Here is a 16,733-nt window from a genome sequence, read left to right on the forward strand (position 1 = left end):
CGTATCTTCGGATTACCGCTCATCGCCCATCTCCCGGTGCCGATGGAAACTGCAGCGCTTCGTAGTACGCCAGTGGGTGCGGTGGTGGCGCTTCGCCTGCTGGTAAGGGCCTGCCGCTGATGGATTGGAAGTACGCGACGCTGGCATCGCGCCACCATTGCGCTTCGCGGCGTTGGATCTGGAGGAAGGCGGCGACCTGTTCGTGCCGTTGTGCATCCACCCTTCCCCGCAGGTTCTCCCAGGTGGCCTGCATGGCGTCGACCTGGCGTACGCCCAGCGAGTAGCGACCCACCAGCTCGTCCCACAACGGCCGCCCGGCGGCCATGCGGTGGTCCCACGGCACATGGTGGAACCACAACAGCAGCGCCTCCGGTACCTGCGTCAGGTCGGCGTACTTCGCGGCCAGTTCCGGGGCGTACTGGGCCACGGCGTTGCTGCCCTGCGCGGTGCGGTCGAAGCCGATGCCGTTGCGGTCGGCGCGGTGGTAGTACACCGAGGTCCAGTCCGCGCGCGGGCCGCCGTCCACCCAGGGGCCGGGTCCGTAGTGGTGGCCGCGCGCCATCAGGTGGTGCAGGCCCAACGGGGTCATGTAGTTCACTGCGGCCTCGCGGGAGGCCATCATCATTCCGACGATCGGCTCCACCACCGCGGGGTCCGGCGAGAACGTCATCGCCGCCCAGTCGGCCGCGATGTCACGGGACGATTGATCGGGATTCCAGGCAAGGCGGCCGAACGCATACCAGTTGGCCTGATCGAAATGCGAGCCGCTCCAGGTGCTGTCCGTGCCAATGTTGGCGACGCCGGCAATGCCGCTCAGCGACTGCGCCACGGTGAGGTGCTTGCCGTCTGCGCGGGTATCAGCGTGCAGCACTTCCTCGAACAACGGTCCCAGGTACACCAAGTGGGTGGCGAAGCCCAGGTATTCCTTGGTGATCTGGAACTCCATCATCAGCGGCGTGCGCGGCATGGCGCCGAACAGCGGATGGAACGGTTCGCGCGGCTGGAAGTCGATGGGGCCGTTCTTCACCTGCAGCACTACGTTCGGGCGGAACGCACCGTCCAGCCCTGCGAACTCGGTGTAGGCCTGGGTGGCACGGTCGGCGGGTACGTCGTGCGCATAGACGAAGGCGCGCCACATCACCACGCCGCCGTGCGGTGCGAGTGCGTCGGCGAGCAGGTTGGCGCCGTCGGCATGGCTGCGGCCGTAGTCCTGTGGGCCGGGCTGCCCCTCAGAGTTGGCCTTGACCAGGAAGCCGCCGAAATCCGGAATGCGCTGGTAAATCTCGGCGGCCTTGTCACGCCACCAGCGCTGCACCGCCGGGTCAAGCGGATCGGCGGTCTTGAGCCCACCCAGTTCGATGGGAGCACTGAAGCGCGCGCTCAGGTACACGCGGATGCCGTAGGGCCGGAACACGTCTGCGAGCGCGGCGGCCTTGGCCAGGTAGTCCGGCGCAAGGCTCTGTGCGTTGGCGTTGACGTTGTTGAGCACGGTGCCGTTGATGCCCAGTGACGCATTGGCGCGTGCGTAATCGGTGTAGCGAGGATCGCGCCATTCCGGCAGCGTCTGCCAGTCCCACAGCGAGCGGCCGGCATAGCCCCGTTCGACATAGCCGTCGAGATTGTCCCAGTGGTTGAGAATGCGCAGCCGCACCTTGGGCGACTCGCGCAGCGCAAGGTCCTCCAGGGCCGTGCCCGTCTGCAGCAACCTGAGCAGATGGAACGTGCCGTACAGCACGCCGATATCGCTACGCGCAGCCACCACCAGCACGTCGCGCCCATCACGCCGCGTGCGCTTGAGCAGATAGCCCTCTTCCCCAAGCGACTCGACCTCGTCACGGAACGGTGCGATCAACGCCGACGACTGCGGCGTACCAATCGCAAGCATGTGGCTAGCAGAAGTTTCGTTTTGAATCCGGGGCGCGATGCCAAACAGGCCCGTGAGCCCACGAACCAGCTCGTCACGCGCGGCACGCTGCGTGGGTGTCTGATCGGGGGCGGCCACCTCGCCCAGCTGCGTGCGGTAGTCCGCTGCAATCGCAGCATCCAGCGGGGCGTAGCGCAACCAGAGGTCGTAGCCGTCCTCCGCGCGCGCCCCCGCGCTGCAGGCCATCGATGCCAGCGCAATACCCAGCATCCAATGACACCGCTCGACACGCCAGCGGCCCCGCAGCGTGGGCAGCAAACCTTGTAAGCTCAGGCGGTGCTTTGGGCGCCACAGCGCCACAAAGAAGAATGGGAGTGCGTATTGGACAAACCGAAGAAATCGGTCCGCCGCAAAACCAGTGGCGTGACGATCGACGAGGTGGCGGCGCTGGCCGGGGTGTCGCCGATGACGGTGTCGCGGGCGATCAACCAGGGCAAGGTGCGCGACGACACCCGCGAGCGCGTGATGCGTGCGGTGCAGGCATTGGGCTACACGCCCAACCTGGCGGCGAGTACGCTGGCCGCCGCGCAGCACACGCGCATTGCGCTGATCTACACCAATCCCAGCGGTGCCTACCTGCGCGAACTGCTGGTGGGCCTGTTGCGGGGCGCGTCCAATGCGGCCATCCAACTGGTCATCCACTACTGGGACAACCTGGACCCCGTTGCCGAGCGCAAGGCCGCACGCGCCCTGGCCGGCCGCGTGGACGGCGTGATCCTGCCGCCCCCGCTGTGCGAATCGCCGGTGGCCGTGACCGAGCTGGTGAAGGCTGGCACCCCGGTGGTGGCCATCGCATCGGGGCACCTGCGTGACGATGTTTCCTGCGTGCGCATCGATGACTTCCACGCCGGCAAGGAGATGACCGAACACCTGATCCAGCAGGGCCACACCCGCATCGGCTTCATCCGCGGCCGTAACGACCTGAGCGCAAGCGCGCGTCGCTACGATGGCTTCGCCACCGCCCTGCACGAGGCCGGGCTGGAGGTTGAGCCCAGCCTGGTGCAGCAGGGGGACTACACCTACCGCTCGGGGCTGGATGCCGCCGAGAAACTGCTGTCCCAGCCCCAACCGCCCACCGCGATCTTCGCCAGCAACGACGACATGGCCGCTGCCGCGATTTCCGTGGCGCACCGCCAGGGCCTCGACGTGCCGCGTGATCTGTCGGTGGTGGGGTTCGATGACACCTCCGCCGCCACCACGGTCTGGCCCGAGCTCACCACCCTGCATCAGCCCATCGCCGCGATGGCCGATGCGGCCATCGACATCCTGCTGCGCACCATCCGCCAGCGGACGGACGACACCCGCGTGCTGACCGACCACGTGCTGCCACACCGCCTGGTGATGCGCGATTCGGTCGCGCACCCGCCCAAGCGGTGATGGCACTGGGCGCATGGTTACGCGCCTGGGCATGCGACGGTGGCGTCCGCTTCGTTCAGGGCACCCAGCGCGACGCGTGACACCGAGAGCGTCATTGCGCCTGCGGTGCCGATCGACCAGGGTCGGTCCAGCTTGCCGACGTCCGCACCGGCGGCCGAGAGACACTTCAAGGGCACACCTACGCGCTTCCATTCGCCCGCCGGCAGCTTGGCCAGCGCAGGTGCCAGCGGAACGCGGGCGGTACACCCGGCGCCGCAACCGACCGACAGCCATGCCTCGCCCTTGGGCGCAGCATCCACCCGCAGCGTGGTGATCAGCATCAGGTCGCCATTGCTCTCGCGCTGCAGGTCCAGCGGGACGTGCGACTGCACCGCAACGGTTGCCTCGCCCTTGCCCGACCATGCCAGGCGGCGGCCGTCCTCCTGCACCAGGTGGTCCACGCCGGTGACCTTGAGCAGGTCGCCATCCAGCGATTCCGGCACCTTGGTGACCGTCACGCCCTGACCCGTGCTGCCTTCCAGCCGCAGCGCCATGCCGGAGCCGGCATCACCGCGTGCGAAGAACACACCGGCCGCACCTTCGTTGCCGGTCACGCCGGACACTTCCGGCAGCGGGGCCAGGTCGCCCTTGTCGGCGTAGGTCAGGCCGAAACCGAAGGCGAACTGCGGGTCGTAGTCCTTCTGGCCGACATTGTTGGCGTACTGGATCGCGGTGCGCGGCCAACTGAAGCTCAGCTTGCCCTTGAAGTCGTGCTGCACGCTGCCATCGGGCTTGCGCAGCAGCACATCGGCGATGCCGCCGCCTTCCGAAGCGGGCAGCCACGCCGCCACGAAGGCATCGGAGGCATTGATTTCGCGGTTCACCCACAAGGGGCGGCCGCTCAGGAACACCGCCACCACCGGGATGCCATCGGCCTTCAGGCGCTTGATCAGTTCAAGATCCGAATCGTCGCCCGGCTTGTAGGCCAGTGTCGCCAGGTCGCCCTGGAATTCGGCATAGGGGTTCTCGCCGAACACCACCAGGGCCACGTCGGGCTTGGCGGTGTACTTCCCATCCACCGCCAACACGGCTTCGCCGCCTGCGGCCTTGGCCTGCTGGGCGATGCCTTCGAAGATGGTGTCCGCGTTCGGGAAGTCCTTGCGGGTGGTGCCGGTGCCCTGCCAGTTCAACGTCCAGCCACCGGCCTGCTTGCCGACATCGTTCGCCCCATCACCGGCCACCAGGATGCGCTGCCTGGGCGCCAGCGGCAGCACGCCGCCCTGGTTCTTCAGCAGCACCAGCGATTCGCGCACCGCCCGGCGTGCCACGGCACGATGCTCCGGTGCGCCGATCAGGGCGAACTGGCCGCCCACCGTGCGCGACGACGGCTTGCCCGCCTCGAACAGCCCGAGCCGCATCTTCACCCGCAGGATCCTGCGCACCGCATCGTCCAGGCGTTCCTGGCTGATGGTGCCAGCCTTCGCCGCCGCCAGCGTGGTCTCGTAGAAGCCTTTCCAGCTGTCCGAGGCCATGGCCATGTCCAGCCCCGCATTGATGGTGGCCGGGCAATCGGTGGTGGTGCAGCCCTTGACCTGGCCGTGGCCGTTCCAGTCGCCCACCACGAAGCCGCCGAAGTTCATGCGGCCCTTCAGTGCATCGGTGAGGTAGGCCTTGTGGCCGTGCATCTTCTCGCCGTTGACGCTGTTGAACGATGCCATGACGGTCTGCGCACCGGCCGCGATCGCGGTCGGGTAGCCGGCGGCATGGATGCGCACCAGCTCGGCTTCGCTGATCTTCGTGTCACCCTGGTCCTTGCCATCGGTGGTGCCGCCGTCGCCGAGGAAGTGCTTGACCGAGGCGATCACGTGGCGGCCATCCAGGAAGGTGGGCGAGCCCACCTTGCCCTGCAGGCCCTCGACCACCGCGCCAGCGTAGCTGGCAACCACCTCCGGCGATTCGGAATAGCCTTCGTAGGTGCGCCCCCAGCGGTCGTCCTGCGGGACCGCCACGGTGGGCGCGAACGCCCACTCCATGCCGGTGGCGCGGGTTTCCAGTGCGGTGATCTCCCCGATCCGCCGCACCAGGTCCGGGTTGCGGGCGGCGCCCAGCCCGATGTTGTGCGGGAACAAGGTGGCGCCGACGATGTTGCTCTGGCCGTGCACGGCGTCGATGCCGAACAGCACCGGAATGGCCTTGCCGCCCTGCCCGGTATCCATCGACGCCGCGTAGAACGCATCGGCCAGCGCCAGCCATTCGGCCGGCTTGGCATCGTAGCGGCCGCCCGGGTCGGAGTTGCCGCCGGCAAGGATGGAGCCCAATCGATACTTGCGCACGTCATCCGGCGTGATGCTGGCAATGTCGCCCTGCACCAGCTGGCCGACTTTTTCCTCGACCGTCATGCCGGCCATCAACTCGGTGATCCGCTTTTCCATCGCGGGATCGTCGGGCAACGGCCAGGTCACCTGGGGCCAGGGGTTGGCGTCGGTCTTGGCCTCGGCCTGGGCGGGTGCGGCCGGCTTGTCTTCGCCCTTGCAGGCAGCAAGTGAAAGCAGTAGCGCGGCCAGCAGGAAGCCGGTGCGACGGGTGGCGTGTGAGTGGGTCATGGTGCTCATCCTTGCGGTTGGACTCAACGCAGAAGGTACTGGTTGATCAGGTTTTCGTAACGCTCCTGCTTGCCGCTGATCTGCTTCGGCTCGCCGCCCTTCGCGCCCAGTGCTGCGAGTTCAACGAGGCTGAGCCCACCGCGCTCGAAGTCCTTGCCGGCGCCGCTGTCGAAGCTGGCGTAACGCTCCTTGCGCCACTGTTCCCACGGCGAGTCGTTCAACAACCCATGGGCCACTTCCAGGCCGCGGGCAAAGGCGTCCATGCCGCCGATGTGGGCAATGAACAGGTCGTCCAGGTCGGTGGATTCGCGGCGCACCTTGGCGTCGAAGTTCAGGCCGCCTTCCAGCCCGCCCTGGCGCAGCACCACCAGCATGGCGCCCACGGTGTCGTACAGGTCGCTCGGGAACTGGTCGGTATCCCAGCCGTTCTGGGCGTTGCCGCGGTTGGCGTCGATGCTGCCCAGCAGGCCGTGGTCGGAGGCGACCTGCAGGTCGTGTTCGAAGGTGTGGCCGGACAGCGTGGCGTGGTTGGCTTCGATGTTGAGCTTGAAGTCCTTTTCAAGGCCGTGTTCTTTGAGGAAGCCAGCCACGGTGGCGCTGTCGAAGTCGTACTGGTGCTTCATCGGCTCCATCGGCTTGGGCTCGATCAGGAAGTTGCCCTTCAGGCCGATGCTGCGGCCGTAGTCACGCGCCATGGTGAGGAAGCGGGCGAAGTGGTCCACCTCGCGCTTCATCTGGGTGTTGACCAGCGAGGCATAGCCTTCGCGGCCGCCCCAGAACACGTAATGTTCGCCGCCCAGTTCCACGGTGGCTTCCAGGGCTGCCTTCACCTGCACGGCGGCGCGCGCCACCACGGCGAAATCCGGGTTGGTCGACGCACCGTTCATGTAGCGCGGGTGCGAGAACAGGTTGGCGGTGCCCCACAGCAGCTTCATGCCGGTGGCGTCCTGGCGCTCCTTGGCCAAGCCGACCATGTGCTTGAGGTTCTTTTCGTACTCGCCCACATCGTCGGCATCCGGCGAGAGGTCGATATCGTGGAAGCACCAGTACGGCACGCCCAGCTTGGTGAAGAATTCGAACGCGGCATCCACCTTCGCTTCGGCGGTGGCCAGCGGCGAGCCGGTTTCCCACGGGAAACGGCGGGTGCCCGGGCCGAACGGATCGTGCCCGGCGTTGCAGAAGGTGTGCCAGTAACAGACCGCGAAGCGCAGGTGCTCCTGCATGGTCTTGCCACCGATCACCTTGTTGGCGTCATAGACCTTGAACGCCAACGGGTTGTCTGACCCGCGGCCTTCGAAGGGGATGCGGCCGATGCCGGGGAAGTATTCCTTGGCGCCGATGTAGGGCTGGGTGCTCATGGTGCAGTTCCTTTCGTTGTGCGAGGTGTTGCGTAGAGAGATCAGCCGCGCTGCAGCGGCGTGACGGCGTCGAGATAGCGCAGGAAGCGCGCATAGGCGGTGGCATAGGCGGGCGTGCGCGACGGTTCCGGGCGCGCCGACAGCTGCGGGTCGAGCGCCACGTGGCGCTCGGCGATGTCGGCAATGCTGGCGTCCTCGCCACGCGCATGGCCCAGCGCCCACAGCGCCTGCAATGCGGCACCGAAGGCTGCGCCTTCGGCCTGGGTGGGCACGTCCACGGGCAGGCCGAACACATCGGCCACCAGCTGCCGCCATGCGGCGCTGTTGCTGCCGCCGCCGGTGAGCACGATGCGGTCGAACTGCATGCCGGCGCGGACGAAGGCGTCGTAGCCGTACTTCAGGCTGTAGGTCGCCCCTTCCATGGCCGCGCGGTACAGGTGGGCCGGGGTCATGTTGGTGGTGTCCAGGCCCGCCAGCACGCCCTTGCCGTGCGGCAGGTCAGGCGTGCGCTCGCCGTTGAGGAACGGCAGCATCACCAGCCCATCGGCGCCGGGCGGCGTGTTCCGCAGGTGCCCATCGCCGAAGCGGGTGCTGAAGTCGAAGGCGTCGGCCACCTGCTCGGTCACCACGGTACAGTTCATGGTGCAGATCAGCGGCAGCCAGCCGCCGGTGGACGAGCAGAACGCCGCCCACGCGCCGTCGGGGTCGACCACGGGTGTGTCGGAGTAGGCAAACAGCGTGCCCGAGGTACCCAGGCTCATCGCCAGCCGACCCGGCACCACGCAGCCGGTGCCGATGGCCGCCATCATGTTGTCGCCGCCGCCCACCGCTACTTTCACCGTGGCAGGCAGGCCGAACGCCTTCGCGGCTGCGGGCGCGATGTCGAACAACGCGTCCGGTGGCGCGATGGGCGGCAGGCACTCGGTCAGGTCGCGGTCCGGATCGGTCGCGCGCAGCAGTTCGGGCGACCAGGTGCGGGTGCGCACGTCCAGCCAGCCGGTGCCCGAGGCATCGCCGTATTCGCAGAACCGCTCGCCGGTCAGCACGAAATTGAGGTAGTCGTGCGGCAGCAGGATGGTGGCCAGCCGTGCGTACGCGTCCGGCCGGTGCGTCTTCGTCCACGGCAGCTTGGAGGCGGTGTAGCCGGTCAGGATCGGGTTGCCAGCCAGCGCAATGGTCTGCGCCGTACCACCGGCCGCGTCCATGATCTGCGTGCATTCGGCCGAGGTGCTGGTGTCACACCACAGCTTGGCCGGGGCCAGCACCTCGCCTGCTGCATCGAGCGGCACGAAGCCGTGCTGCTGGCCGGACACCGCCAGCGCGGAAATGCGCGCACGCACCGACGGCGTAATCGCAGCGAAGCAGGTGTGCAGCGCGGCCACCCAATCGGACGGGAGCTGTTCGCGGCTGCCATCGGCGGCGCTGTCCAGCTCGAGTGGCGCGCTGGCGCTGGCCACCACGCTGCGCTTGGCCGGGTCGTAGACCAGCACTTTCAGGCTCTGCGTACCTGCATCGATTCCTGCAACCAGATCCATCCCATGCACCCCGTAAATTCTAGAAAGGTAGCGCTACCAATTTTGTTCGGCAAAGCAGGGCCCCGTCAGGCGGGGGCCAGACTCCGTGGCCAGACCTCTGCCGGCGCCTTGCAGTAGCGTTCGATGAAGTCCGCCTGCGACGGCATCGTCGCCACGGCCTGCTGTATCGGCTGCTGGATCCGCGACAGCAGCGTGCGCAGGTCCGCATCGCTGATCGCGCGCGCCAGCGGGTGCGGCGGCCCCGGCTGGATGCCCTGCCCCATCAGCACGCTGGTCCAGGAATCCACGCGGAACAGTTCGCCGGGGTCCTGCCAGGCGTGTGCGCGCTCGCGCCAGGCGCGCAGGCGGACGGCCAGCGATTCGGGCAGCTCCATCTCGCGGCAGGCCTTCCACATCGGCTCGTCGCGCTGGGTGGCGTGGTAATGCAGGATGATGAAGTCACGCACGTGCTCCATCTCCTGGCGGCTGACATCGTTGTACAGCGCAGTCAGTGTCGGGGTGATGCCATCGAACGGGAACAGCTGGATCAGCCGCACCACCGCGCTGATGGTGAGGTGGATGCTGGTCGATTCCAGCGGCTCGATGAAGCCGCTGGCCAGGCCGAGCGCCACCACGTTCTTGTTCCAGGCCTTCAAGCGGCGGCCACTGCGGAACGGCACCAGCCACGGATCGCGCAGCGGCTGGCCTTCCACATCACGCAGCAGCTTGGCCTGCGCCTCGTCATCGGACATGTGGCGGCTGGAGAACACCAGCCCACAACCGACCCGGTGCTGCAGCGCGATGTGCCAGCGCCAGCCGGCCTCGTGCGCGATGGCGCGGGTGTACGGCACCGGCGGCTTGACCGCCTCGGTCTGCACGGCCACGGCGCGGTCGCCGGGCAACCACTGGTTCCAGTCCTCATAGCCGCTGTGCAGGGTCTGCTCGGTCAGCAGGCCGCGGAAGCCGGTGCAGTCGATGAACAGGTCGCCCTCGATCACCTGCCCGTCTTCCAGCACCAGCGCTGAAACGGAACCGTCGTGGGCATGCTGGCGCACTTCGCGGATCTTGCCTTCCACCCGGCGCAGGCCCTGCGCCTCGGCGCGGCGGCGCAGGAACTTGGCGTACAGCCCAGCGTCGAAATGATAGGCGTAGTTGACCTGGGGCTGGGTCTGCAGCGAGAACTGATCACCGCGCGAGGCCACGCTCTCCAGGCAGAAGTCGCCCAGGTCCGAGGGCATGCCACGGCGCTGGCTGTCCAGCCAGAAATGATGGAACGGGGTGGCCCAGGTGCTTTGCCCGATGGTGCCGAAGGGGTGGATGAAGCGCTCGCCGGGGCGGCGCCAGTTCTCGAACGAGATCGAGAGCTTGAAGGTGCCGGCCACGGCCTGCAGGAACTCCTGCTCATCGATCTGCAGGAAGCGGTGGAAGGTGCGGATGGGCGGCACGGTGGACTCGCCCACGCCCACGGTGCCGATCAGCTCGGACTCCACCAGGGTGATGTCCAGCTGCTCGCGGAACTGGTGGGACAGCGCACAACCGGCCAGCCAGCCTGCCGTTCCGCCGCCGGCGATGACCACCTTGCGGATCCGCCCTTCTGTGTTGTTCGCAGCGTTCAAAGCGATGCCCCCATCAGCGGTTGAGTCGACCGAGCAGCTGCGCGCGCGTGCGGCGCGCCTGCGTCTCGTCGAACGGTGCCAGCTCACCCCGGGCGGCGTCGGGCAGGTGCTGCCCTGCGCGCTCACCGGGACCGAATACGTAGTACTCGAAGATCTTTGCCCAGGCCTGTTTCTCGCGCGGCGGCAGGTCGCGCAGCGCCCACATCGCATGCTGCAGCGCCGGCAGCGGCGAGGACAGGAAGCTGGGCACGCTGCGCCACCAGTAGTTCACCAGCACGTTGAACGGCTCGAGGCTGCGCACGTGGTGCCACCACATGCTGGGAATGAAGATGGCATCGCCCGGTTCCAGCTCGGCAGTCTGCGCGGTGGCGAGCGCGTCACGGAACCGGGGATGGCGGTCGAAGTCGGGGCGGTCGAAATCGACGACGCTGACCACCTGTCCACCCGGGGTCGGTTCCAGCGGGCCGGGGTAGAGATTGTCGATCTGCGCCGGCGGAAACAGGGTGAACCGGCGCCGGCCCACGGCGCAGCACGCCAGATTGTCCGGGGTGTCGTAATGGCACGATGCCGTGACCCGGTTGCCGATCCAGATGCTGGCGGAGGCGTCGATGCCCTGCCCGGCCAGGCCGGCATCGTTGGCCTGCGCAAACCCGGGTAGCGCACGCTCGATCAGCAGCGACGCCACGTAATAGGTGGCTGGCTTCGGCGCATCGAAGGTGTCGGCGATCTCGTCCAGCACCTGCGTCAGCAGTCCGCGCCGGACCTCGAAGTTCAACCGGGTGAAATCATCGTTGTAGAACGGGCGCCCCTCGATCTCGGGGCCGCCGTAGGAGTACTGCACCGGCAGGCCGGCATCGAAACCGCGCAGGTACGCCAGCGCCTCCTGGGTGGAACGCAGCCCGGCCTGTACCAGCGCCCAGTCGCGTGCGATGCCACGCAGCACCACCGGCTCGCCGGCGGCCACCAGCGCCTCCAGCGGCAGCGCATCGGGCTGCAGGCCTTCCAGGGTGCGCATGGCAACGCCTTCCCCCATCGGTCAGTTCCTGCCCGTCGCGGAAGCGGCATCCTGCATGCGCAGACGACGCTGCTTTTCGGCGATCAACCGCCGCATGTTGTGCAGCGAGGCCAGCATCAGGTACGCGCCTTCCAGGTAGCCGGCGCGGTTGAGTTCGGCCAGCGCGGCACCGTCCAGCTGGGCCAGGCGGTCGCGGTCGATGGCGTGCAGGCCGTTCACGCCCACCCGGTTCTGCGGGTCGATCTGCACGTCGAGGGTGATCGGTTGGATCAGGCCTTTGGAGTCGAGCATGGCGAACATTTCGGCGCCAAAGGCATGGCCGTCGTGGATGCCGCGCAGCACATTGGCGATATGGTCCAGGTAGGGGGTGTTGCCCCCCTGCGGCAGGAACACCGGCTCACCGGCGCTGTTGCTGACGCGCGGGTGGTCCAGGTCCACGTGCAGCACCGCCTGCTGCGTAAGCTCACCGTCGATGCGGTTTTCCTGGAACCCGATCAGGAACGGTCCCTTGGCCGCCGCCCCCGGCAGGTAGGAGGCATTCCAACGGCCGTCGTCCAGGTACAGGTTTTCGTGCTGCTCGAATCCCAGCAGGACCACCGATTGCCACTCCCCGGTGGCGGCGTCTTTGCGCAGGAAAATCGGGTATTCGCGCTGCAGCTCGGCGTACTCGCTCGGGTAGGCGGGCACCATGCCGACCGCGTCGCCAAATTCGGGCCCGAAACCGGTTGCTACACGCAGCTCCCGGTGGGCGATGTTGTTGAGCATTTCGTAACGCGGCATGTGTAGTCCAATCCCTGCAGGAGCCTGCACGGGTGCCGCTGCCGGAACAGCGGCACCCGTGACCTGTTCAGAACCTGTAACGAACGCCAAGCATGTAACGCGGATCCTGGTCAGCCAGCTTCACCATCATCTGCGAGGTGCGCGAACGCCAACGCACATCCTCGCCGGTGAGGTTGATGGCCTCGAGGCTGAACGACCAGTTGTCATTCAGCGTGTAACCCACGCTGAGATCCCACTGGTCATACTCTTCCACATAGTACGGGTTTCGGCTGGCACCCTGGTTGGCCAGGATCAGGTACTGGTCGCGCCAGTTCCAGGCCAGGCGGACCGACCAGCCGTACTTTTCGTACATCAGCATGGCGTTGGCGGTGTCGCTGAGGCCGGTGAGCGAGAACTGGTCGACGTTCGGGTCGCCTGCGTCGTTGAAGCCCACGTCGCCGTTGACGATGGTGTAGTTGGCCAGCACGCCGAAGCCGGTGTCACCGAAGAAGTACTGCCCGCCCAGTTCCCAGCCATGCAGCTTGGACTGGTTCTGGTTGATGGGGCGGTTGACGTTGAACTGGTACAGCGGGTCGGCCGCCGTGCCATACAGGTCATACGCCGCCTCGGTGGCCAGCACCTGGGCGTCGGTGCCGTTGTAGGCACCCAGCCCGGCCGGATTGTTGCGCAGCAGCGCCAACGCGGTGAACAGCGAGGTGTCATTGGCCGAGCAGGCCGCCGCGTTCGCCGCGCCCACCTGGGCGATACAGGCCCCACTGGTCAGGAAGCCCAGCGCGGTCTGTGCGTCCGGCCCGGAGGTCGGGTCGCGCAGGCCATACAGGTTTTCCTGCACGATGGTGTTGCCGACGAAGTTGTCGACCTGCTTGTTCCAGTAGGTCACCGACACGTAGCTGGCATCAGCGAAGTACCACTCCAGCGCCAGGTCCAGGTTGTCCGATTCCAGCGGCTTCAGCTGCGGATTCTGTGCCGTGCCGCTGGCCCGCGAAGACGGATCGATCAGCACCGAGCCGAACGGCTGCTGCGCGGTCGGGCCGGCATAGAGGTTGCCGATCGGCGCACGGGCGATGCTCTTGCCGAACGAGATGCGCCCCTTCAGGTCGTCCAACAGGTGGATGCTGAAGTCAAGGTTGGGCAGGATGTAGCTGTAGCTGGTCTTCTCGGTGAAGGGTTGCTTGTCATCGGACAACAGCACGCGGAAGTCGTTGTTGGCCTGCCACTGGATGGACTCGGGGATGGCGATGATCGAGGTCGACACCACGTCGGTGGTTTCGTAGCGCACGCCCAGTCGGGTATTGGTGCGGTGGCCGCCCAGGTCGCCGTCCAGCTCGATCTGCATGTACGCCGAGTTCGTCTTCTCCTCCACCCGGTTGTCGGCGGCATTCTGCGGACTGACGCCGAGGTTGGCGCCGTAGTACTGCCCCGCCCACTGCGCCAGCCGACCCGCGTCGCCGCGCCAGGCGCTGAAGCTGTTGACGTTGAAGTCGTCGAACATACCAACGATGTCCACCGGCTGCAGCAGGTCCATCAGGCCGTTGGCCACGTCGCCGTTGACATTGGCCACGCCCCAGTCGCCCAGGGTGTTGTAGTTCTCCGCGGCCTGGATGCGATGGGTGGTCTGCTTGCTGGAATCCACGCCAAACTGGAAGCGGCCCGCATCGAAGGCCCACTCACCGTCGACGCGCCCCTGCTTGATCTCGCTGATCTGGGTCTGCGAGTTGATGCGCAGCACCTGCGTGCCGATCTCGCCCGGCACGAACCCCCCATTGACCACGCCATTGGTCTTGGCGATGGCATCGGCAGCGGTCGGGTACCAGACCTGGGTGCCCACCGGCAGGCCGTTGTTCCAGACCATCTCCTGCACGTAGGTGCCGCCGCACTGCGGCCCGGTGGTGCAGTTGTTGGTACCGGCGATACTGGAGAAGATGGAGCCACCGCCGGTGAGCGGATCGTTCGGGCGGCTCTCGTTCTTGGAGTCGTGGCCGTCGAAGCTCAGCTTGAAGCGGTCGGTGACGTTCCAGGTGGCATTGAAGCCCAGCGAACCCAGCTTGTACTTCTGCATGCTGCGCTGCTGTTCGAGCCCGAAGTCCTTGGTTCCGGAGATTTCGCGGATGTAGATGGGCGTGGCCACCGCGCCGCTGGTGTCGAACACCACATCGGTGTAGTTGCTGTTCTGCAGCCACATGCCCTGCTCGCCACGATTCTCTTCGATCTCGTTGGTCGAGTAGGTGTAATCCAGGGTCAGGGTCACTGCATCGGTCGGTGCGAACTGCAGCACCGCCTGGCCATTGATGCGCTCGCGCTCGAAATCGGCGAAGGCATAGCGCAGGTCGTTCGGGCGCCCGTACAGCGCGCCGATCGCCGGTGCGTTGGTCACCGTCGGGTTGCCGGGCATGGTGCCGGTCCACGGCTGGATGTTCCAGTAGTTGTTGGTGGCCTGCACCGAGCCACCCTTGCGCTTCTGGTAGCTCGCGCTGACACCCACGCCCCAGGTCTTGTCCGGGTTGGTGTAGCTGAAGATGCCGGAAAGCTCGGGGGTGATGTCGTTGTCGAACGGCTGGCTCTGGTCGGAGACGATCTTGGCCCCGGCGCTGGCAACCGTGCCCTCATGGTCGAACGGACGTCCGGTGAGGATGTTGATGGTGGCGCCGATACCGCCGCTGGGCACGTTGGCCTGGCTGGTCTTGAAGACCTCGATGCCATTGACCGCTTCGGCAGCCAACTGCGCGAAGTTGAACGCGCGGGTACCGCCGTCCACACCGCCGATGGCAACCTGCCCCGCCGCGCCGAATGCATCGGCACCGGGCATCTGGCGGCCGTTGAGGGTCACCATGTTGAACTGCGGGCCGAAGCCACGCGCGGTGACCTGCGCGCCTTCACCATCACGACGCTCGATGGAGATGCCGGTGATGCGCTGCAGGGATTCGGCCAGGTTGGTATCGGGGAACTTGCCGATATCCTCGGCACTGATCGCATCCACGACGCCAGCCGAGTCGCGCTTGATGTCCATCGCCTGGCTGAGGCTGTTGCGGATACCCGTTACCTGCACCGTGTCCAGCTGGGTCGGTGTGGCCTGTGACTGGGACTGCTGCTGGGCAGCAGGTGCCGGCGTTGCGGCGTCCTGTGCGAATGCAGGATTGATGACCAGGACGCCGCCCACGAAGGTGAACATGGCCCGGGATGTAAGTTTCGCCAGCTTCCGGCTCATGCGTGAGCCCTCAGGTCTGGGGTACGACGGAAAGCACAAGCGCTCATGACTCTCCCCTCTGACATACGATCGAATGGATGTACCGCCCCTCCAAGGGGCACGCACGGGCGATGCCCGTCTTCCACACCGAACATCGCAGTGCGTTTTTTTGCACTGCGATTCAAACTCGCTTTCAGGCTTGCCAGAACACGCGTTTGGTATATGGGGGGTGCCCGCTGAGCCTTACCTTGGCTGAGTGGTAGCGCTACCATCGCGTCAGGGCGCAGACTAATCACCCGGTCACACGGTTGTCATCATGCAGCGCAGCAAAGGAAACGCTTCCTTGAAAAACAGCCAGAAAGTGGTGCGTCGCAAAGGCAGTGCCGTCACCATCGATGAGGTCGCCGCGCATGCCGGCGTATCGGCCATGACGGTTTCGCGCGTAATCAATGGCCATGCCAGCGTGCGCGAGGAAAACCGCGAACGGGTCATGCGCAGCGTGCTGGAACTGGATTACCGGCCCAACCTGGCGGCAAGCGCCCTGGCCGCAGCGCAGCACACCTGCATCGCGCTGATCTACACCAACCCCAGCTCCAGCTACCTGCGTGAGCTGCTGGTGGGCGCGCTGCGCGGGTCCACCCGGTCTGCGGCGCAACTGGCGATCTCTACGTGGGATGGGCTGAGCGCCAATGCACGGCGGGAGGCGGCACGGCAACTGTGCGACAGCGTGGCCGGGGTGATTCTTCCGCCGCCCCTGTGCGAATCGAAGGCGATCGTCGACATATTCGTCAATGCCGGGGTTCCCGTTGTCTCCATCGCATCCAGCCAGTTCTGCGACCGGGTGTCCTGCGTGCGTATCGACGACCGCCATGCCAGTCGGGAAATGGTGGCGCATCTCATCGCCCACGGGCATAGGCGTATCGGCTACATCAAGGGGGACCCGAACCAGACCGCCAGCGCGCAACGCTGGCAGGGATACCGGGATGCATTGGCCGATGCCGGCATCGGGTACGACGAGGCGCTGGTTCAGCCTGGGCTCTTTACGTATCGATCCGGACTGGACGCTGCGGAGCACCTGCTGGCCCTGCCCCAGCCGCCGAGTGCGATCTTCGCCAGCAACGATGACATGGCATCCGCCGTGGTATCGGTGGCACACCGGCGCGGGCTGGACGTGCCGGGCGATCTTTCGGTGGTGGGCTTCGACGATACCTCAGCGTCGACCATGGTGTGGCCGGAACTGACCACCATCCATCAGCCGGTGGCGGACATGGCCGACACCGCCATCGACATCCTGCTGCGTGAGGTCCGGCGCGCGCCCCCGTCGGCGCGCGCGACCCTCAACCCCGGGCGTGGGCCTGACCTGCTCACCCCCGAGTCCGGATA

Annotated in this window: 10 protein-coding genes; 2 read left to right on the top strand and 8 right to left on the bottom strand. The window is 66.6% G+C overall.

Annotation, left to right across the window (positions count from 1 at the left end; translation table 11 throughout):
• Window positions 1-19: 19 nt before the first annotated feature.
• Window positions 20-2,134, bottom strand: a complete 2,115-nt coding sequence (locus QMX79_RS02890; RefSeq protein ID WP_282244192.1) for an alpha-glucuronidase family glycosyl hydrolase — start codon at window positions 2,132-2,134, stop codon at window positions 20-22.
• Window positions 2,135-2,245: 111 nt separating this feature from the next.
• On the opposite strand from QMX79_RS02890, the gene QMX79_RS02895 reads away from it, so the two are divergent.
• The gene (locus QMX79_RS02895) at window positions 2,246-3,301 is read left to right on the top strand and encodes a LacI family DNA-binding transcriptional regulator (RefSeq protein WP_282244193.1); all 1,056 of its coding nucleotides are present in this window, start codon (window positions 2,246-2,248) and stop codon (window positions 3,299-3,301) included.
• 17 nt (window positions 3,302-3,318) lie between these two features.
• Here QMX79_RS02895 and QMX79_RS02900 read toward each other — a convergent pair whose 3' ends face one another.
• The 7 genes from QMX79_RS02900 to QMX79_RS02930 form a co-directional block, all read right to left on the bottom strand.
• Window positions 3,319-5,883, bottom strand: coding sequence for an exo 1,3/1,4-beta-D-glucan glucohydrolase (locus QMX79_RS02900; RefSeq protein ID WP_282244194.1), 2,565 nt, complete (start codon window positions 5,881-5,883; stop codon window positions 3,319-3,321).
• 23 nt (window positions 5,884-5,906) lie between these two features.
• Window positions 5,907-7,241, bottom strand: coding sequence for a xylose isomerase (gene xylA, locus QMX79_RS02905; protein WP_282244196.1), 1,335 nt, complete (start codon window positions 7,239-7,241; stop codon window positions 5,907-5,909).
• 41 nt (window positions 7,242-7,282) lie between these two features.
• Entirely contained in the window at window positions 7,283-8,776 is a 1,494-nt protein-coding gene (gene xylB / locus QMX79_RS02910; RefSeq protein ID WP_282244199.1) for a xylulokinase, read from the bottom strand.
• 65 nt (window positions 8,777-8,841) lie between these two features.
• Complete coding sequence (locus QMX79_RS02915) at window positions 8,842-10,371, bottom strand: tryptophan halogenase family protein (RefSeq protein ID WP_282244200.1); 1,530 nt, start codon at window positions 10,369-10,371, stop codon at window positions 8,842-8,844.
• 13 nt (window positions 10,372-10,384) lie between these two features.
• Window positions 10,385-11,404 carry a cupin-like domain-containing protein gene (locus QMX79_RS02920; RefSeq protein WP_282244201.1) on the bottom strand — a complete coding sequence of 340 codons (1,020 nt, stop codon included), beginning with the start codon at window positions 11,402-11,404 and terminating at the stop codon, window positions 10,385-10,387.
• 3 nt (window positions 11,405-11,407) lie between these two features.
• A complete protein-coding gene (locus QMX79_RS02925) occupies window positions 11,408-12,166 on the bottom strand; it encodes a SapC family protein (RefSeq protein ID WP_282244203.1) in 759 nt (252 codons plus the stop codon).
• Window positions 12,167-12,233: 67 nt separating this feature from the next.
• Window positions 12,234-15,371, bottom strand: coding sequence for a TonB-dependent receptor (locus QMX79_RS02930; protein ID WP_282244205.1), 3,138 nt, complete (start codon window positions 15,369-15,371; stop codon window positions 12,234-12,236).
• A gap of 322 nt (window positions 15,372-15,693) precedes the next feature.
• On the opposite strand from QMX79_RS02930, the gene QMX79_RS02935 reads away from it, so the two are divergent.
• Window positions 15,694-16,733: LacI family DNA-binding transcriptional regulator (locus tag QMX79_RS02935; protein WP_282244207.1), on the top strand; the 1,040-nt coding region annotated here is incomplete at its 3' end.

The organism is Stenotrophomonas sp. PS02300 (genome assembly GCF_029959395.1).
GTDB lineage: Bacteria > Pseudomonadota > Gammaproteobacteria > Xanthomonadales > Xanthomonadaceae > Stenotrophomonas > Stenotrophomonas maltophilia_AD.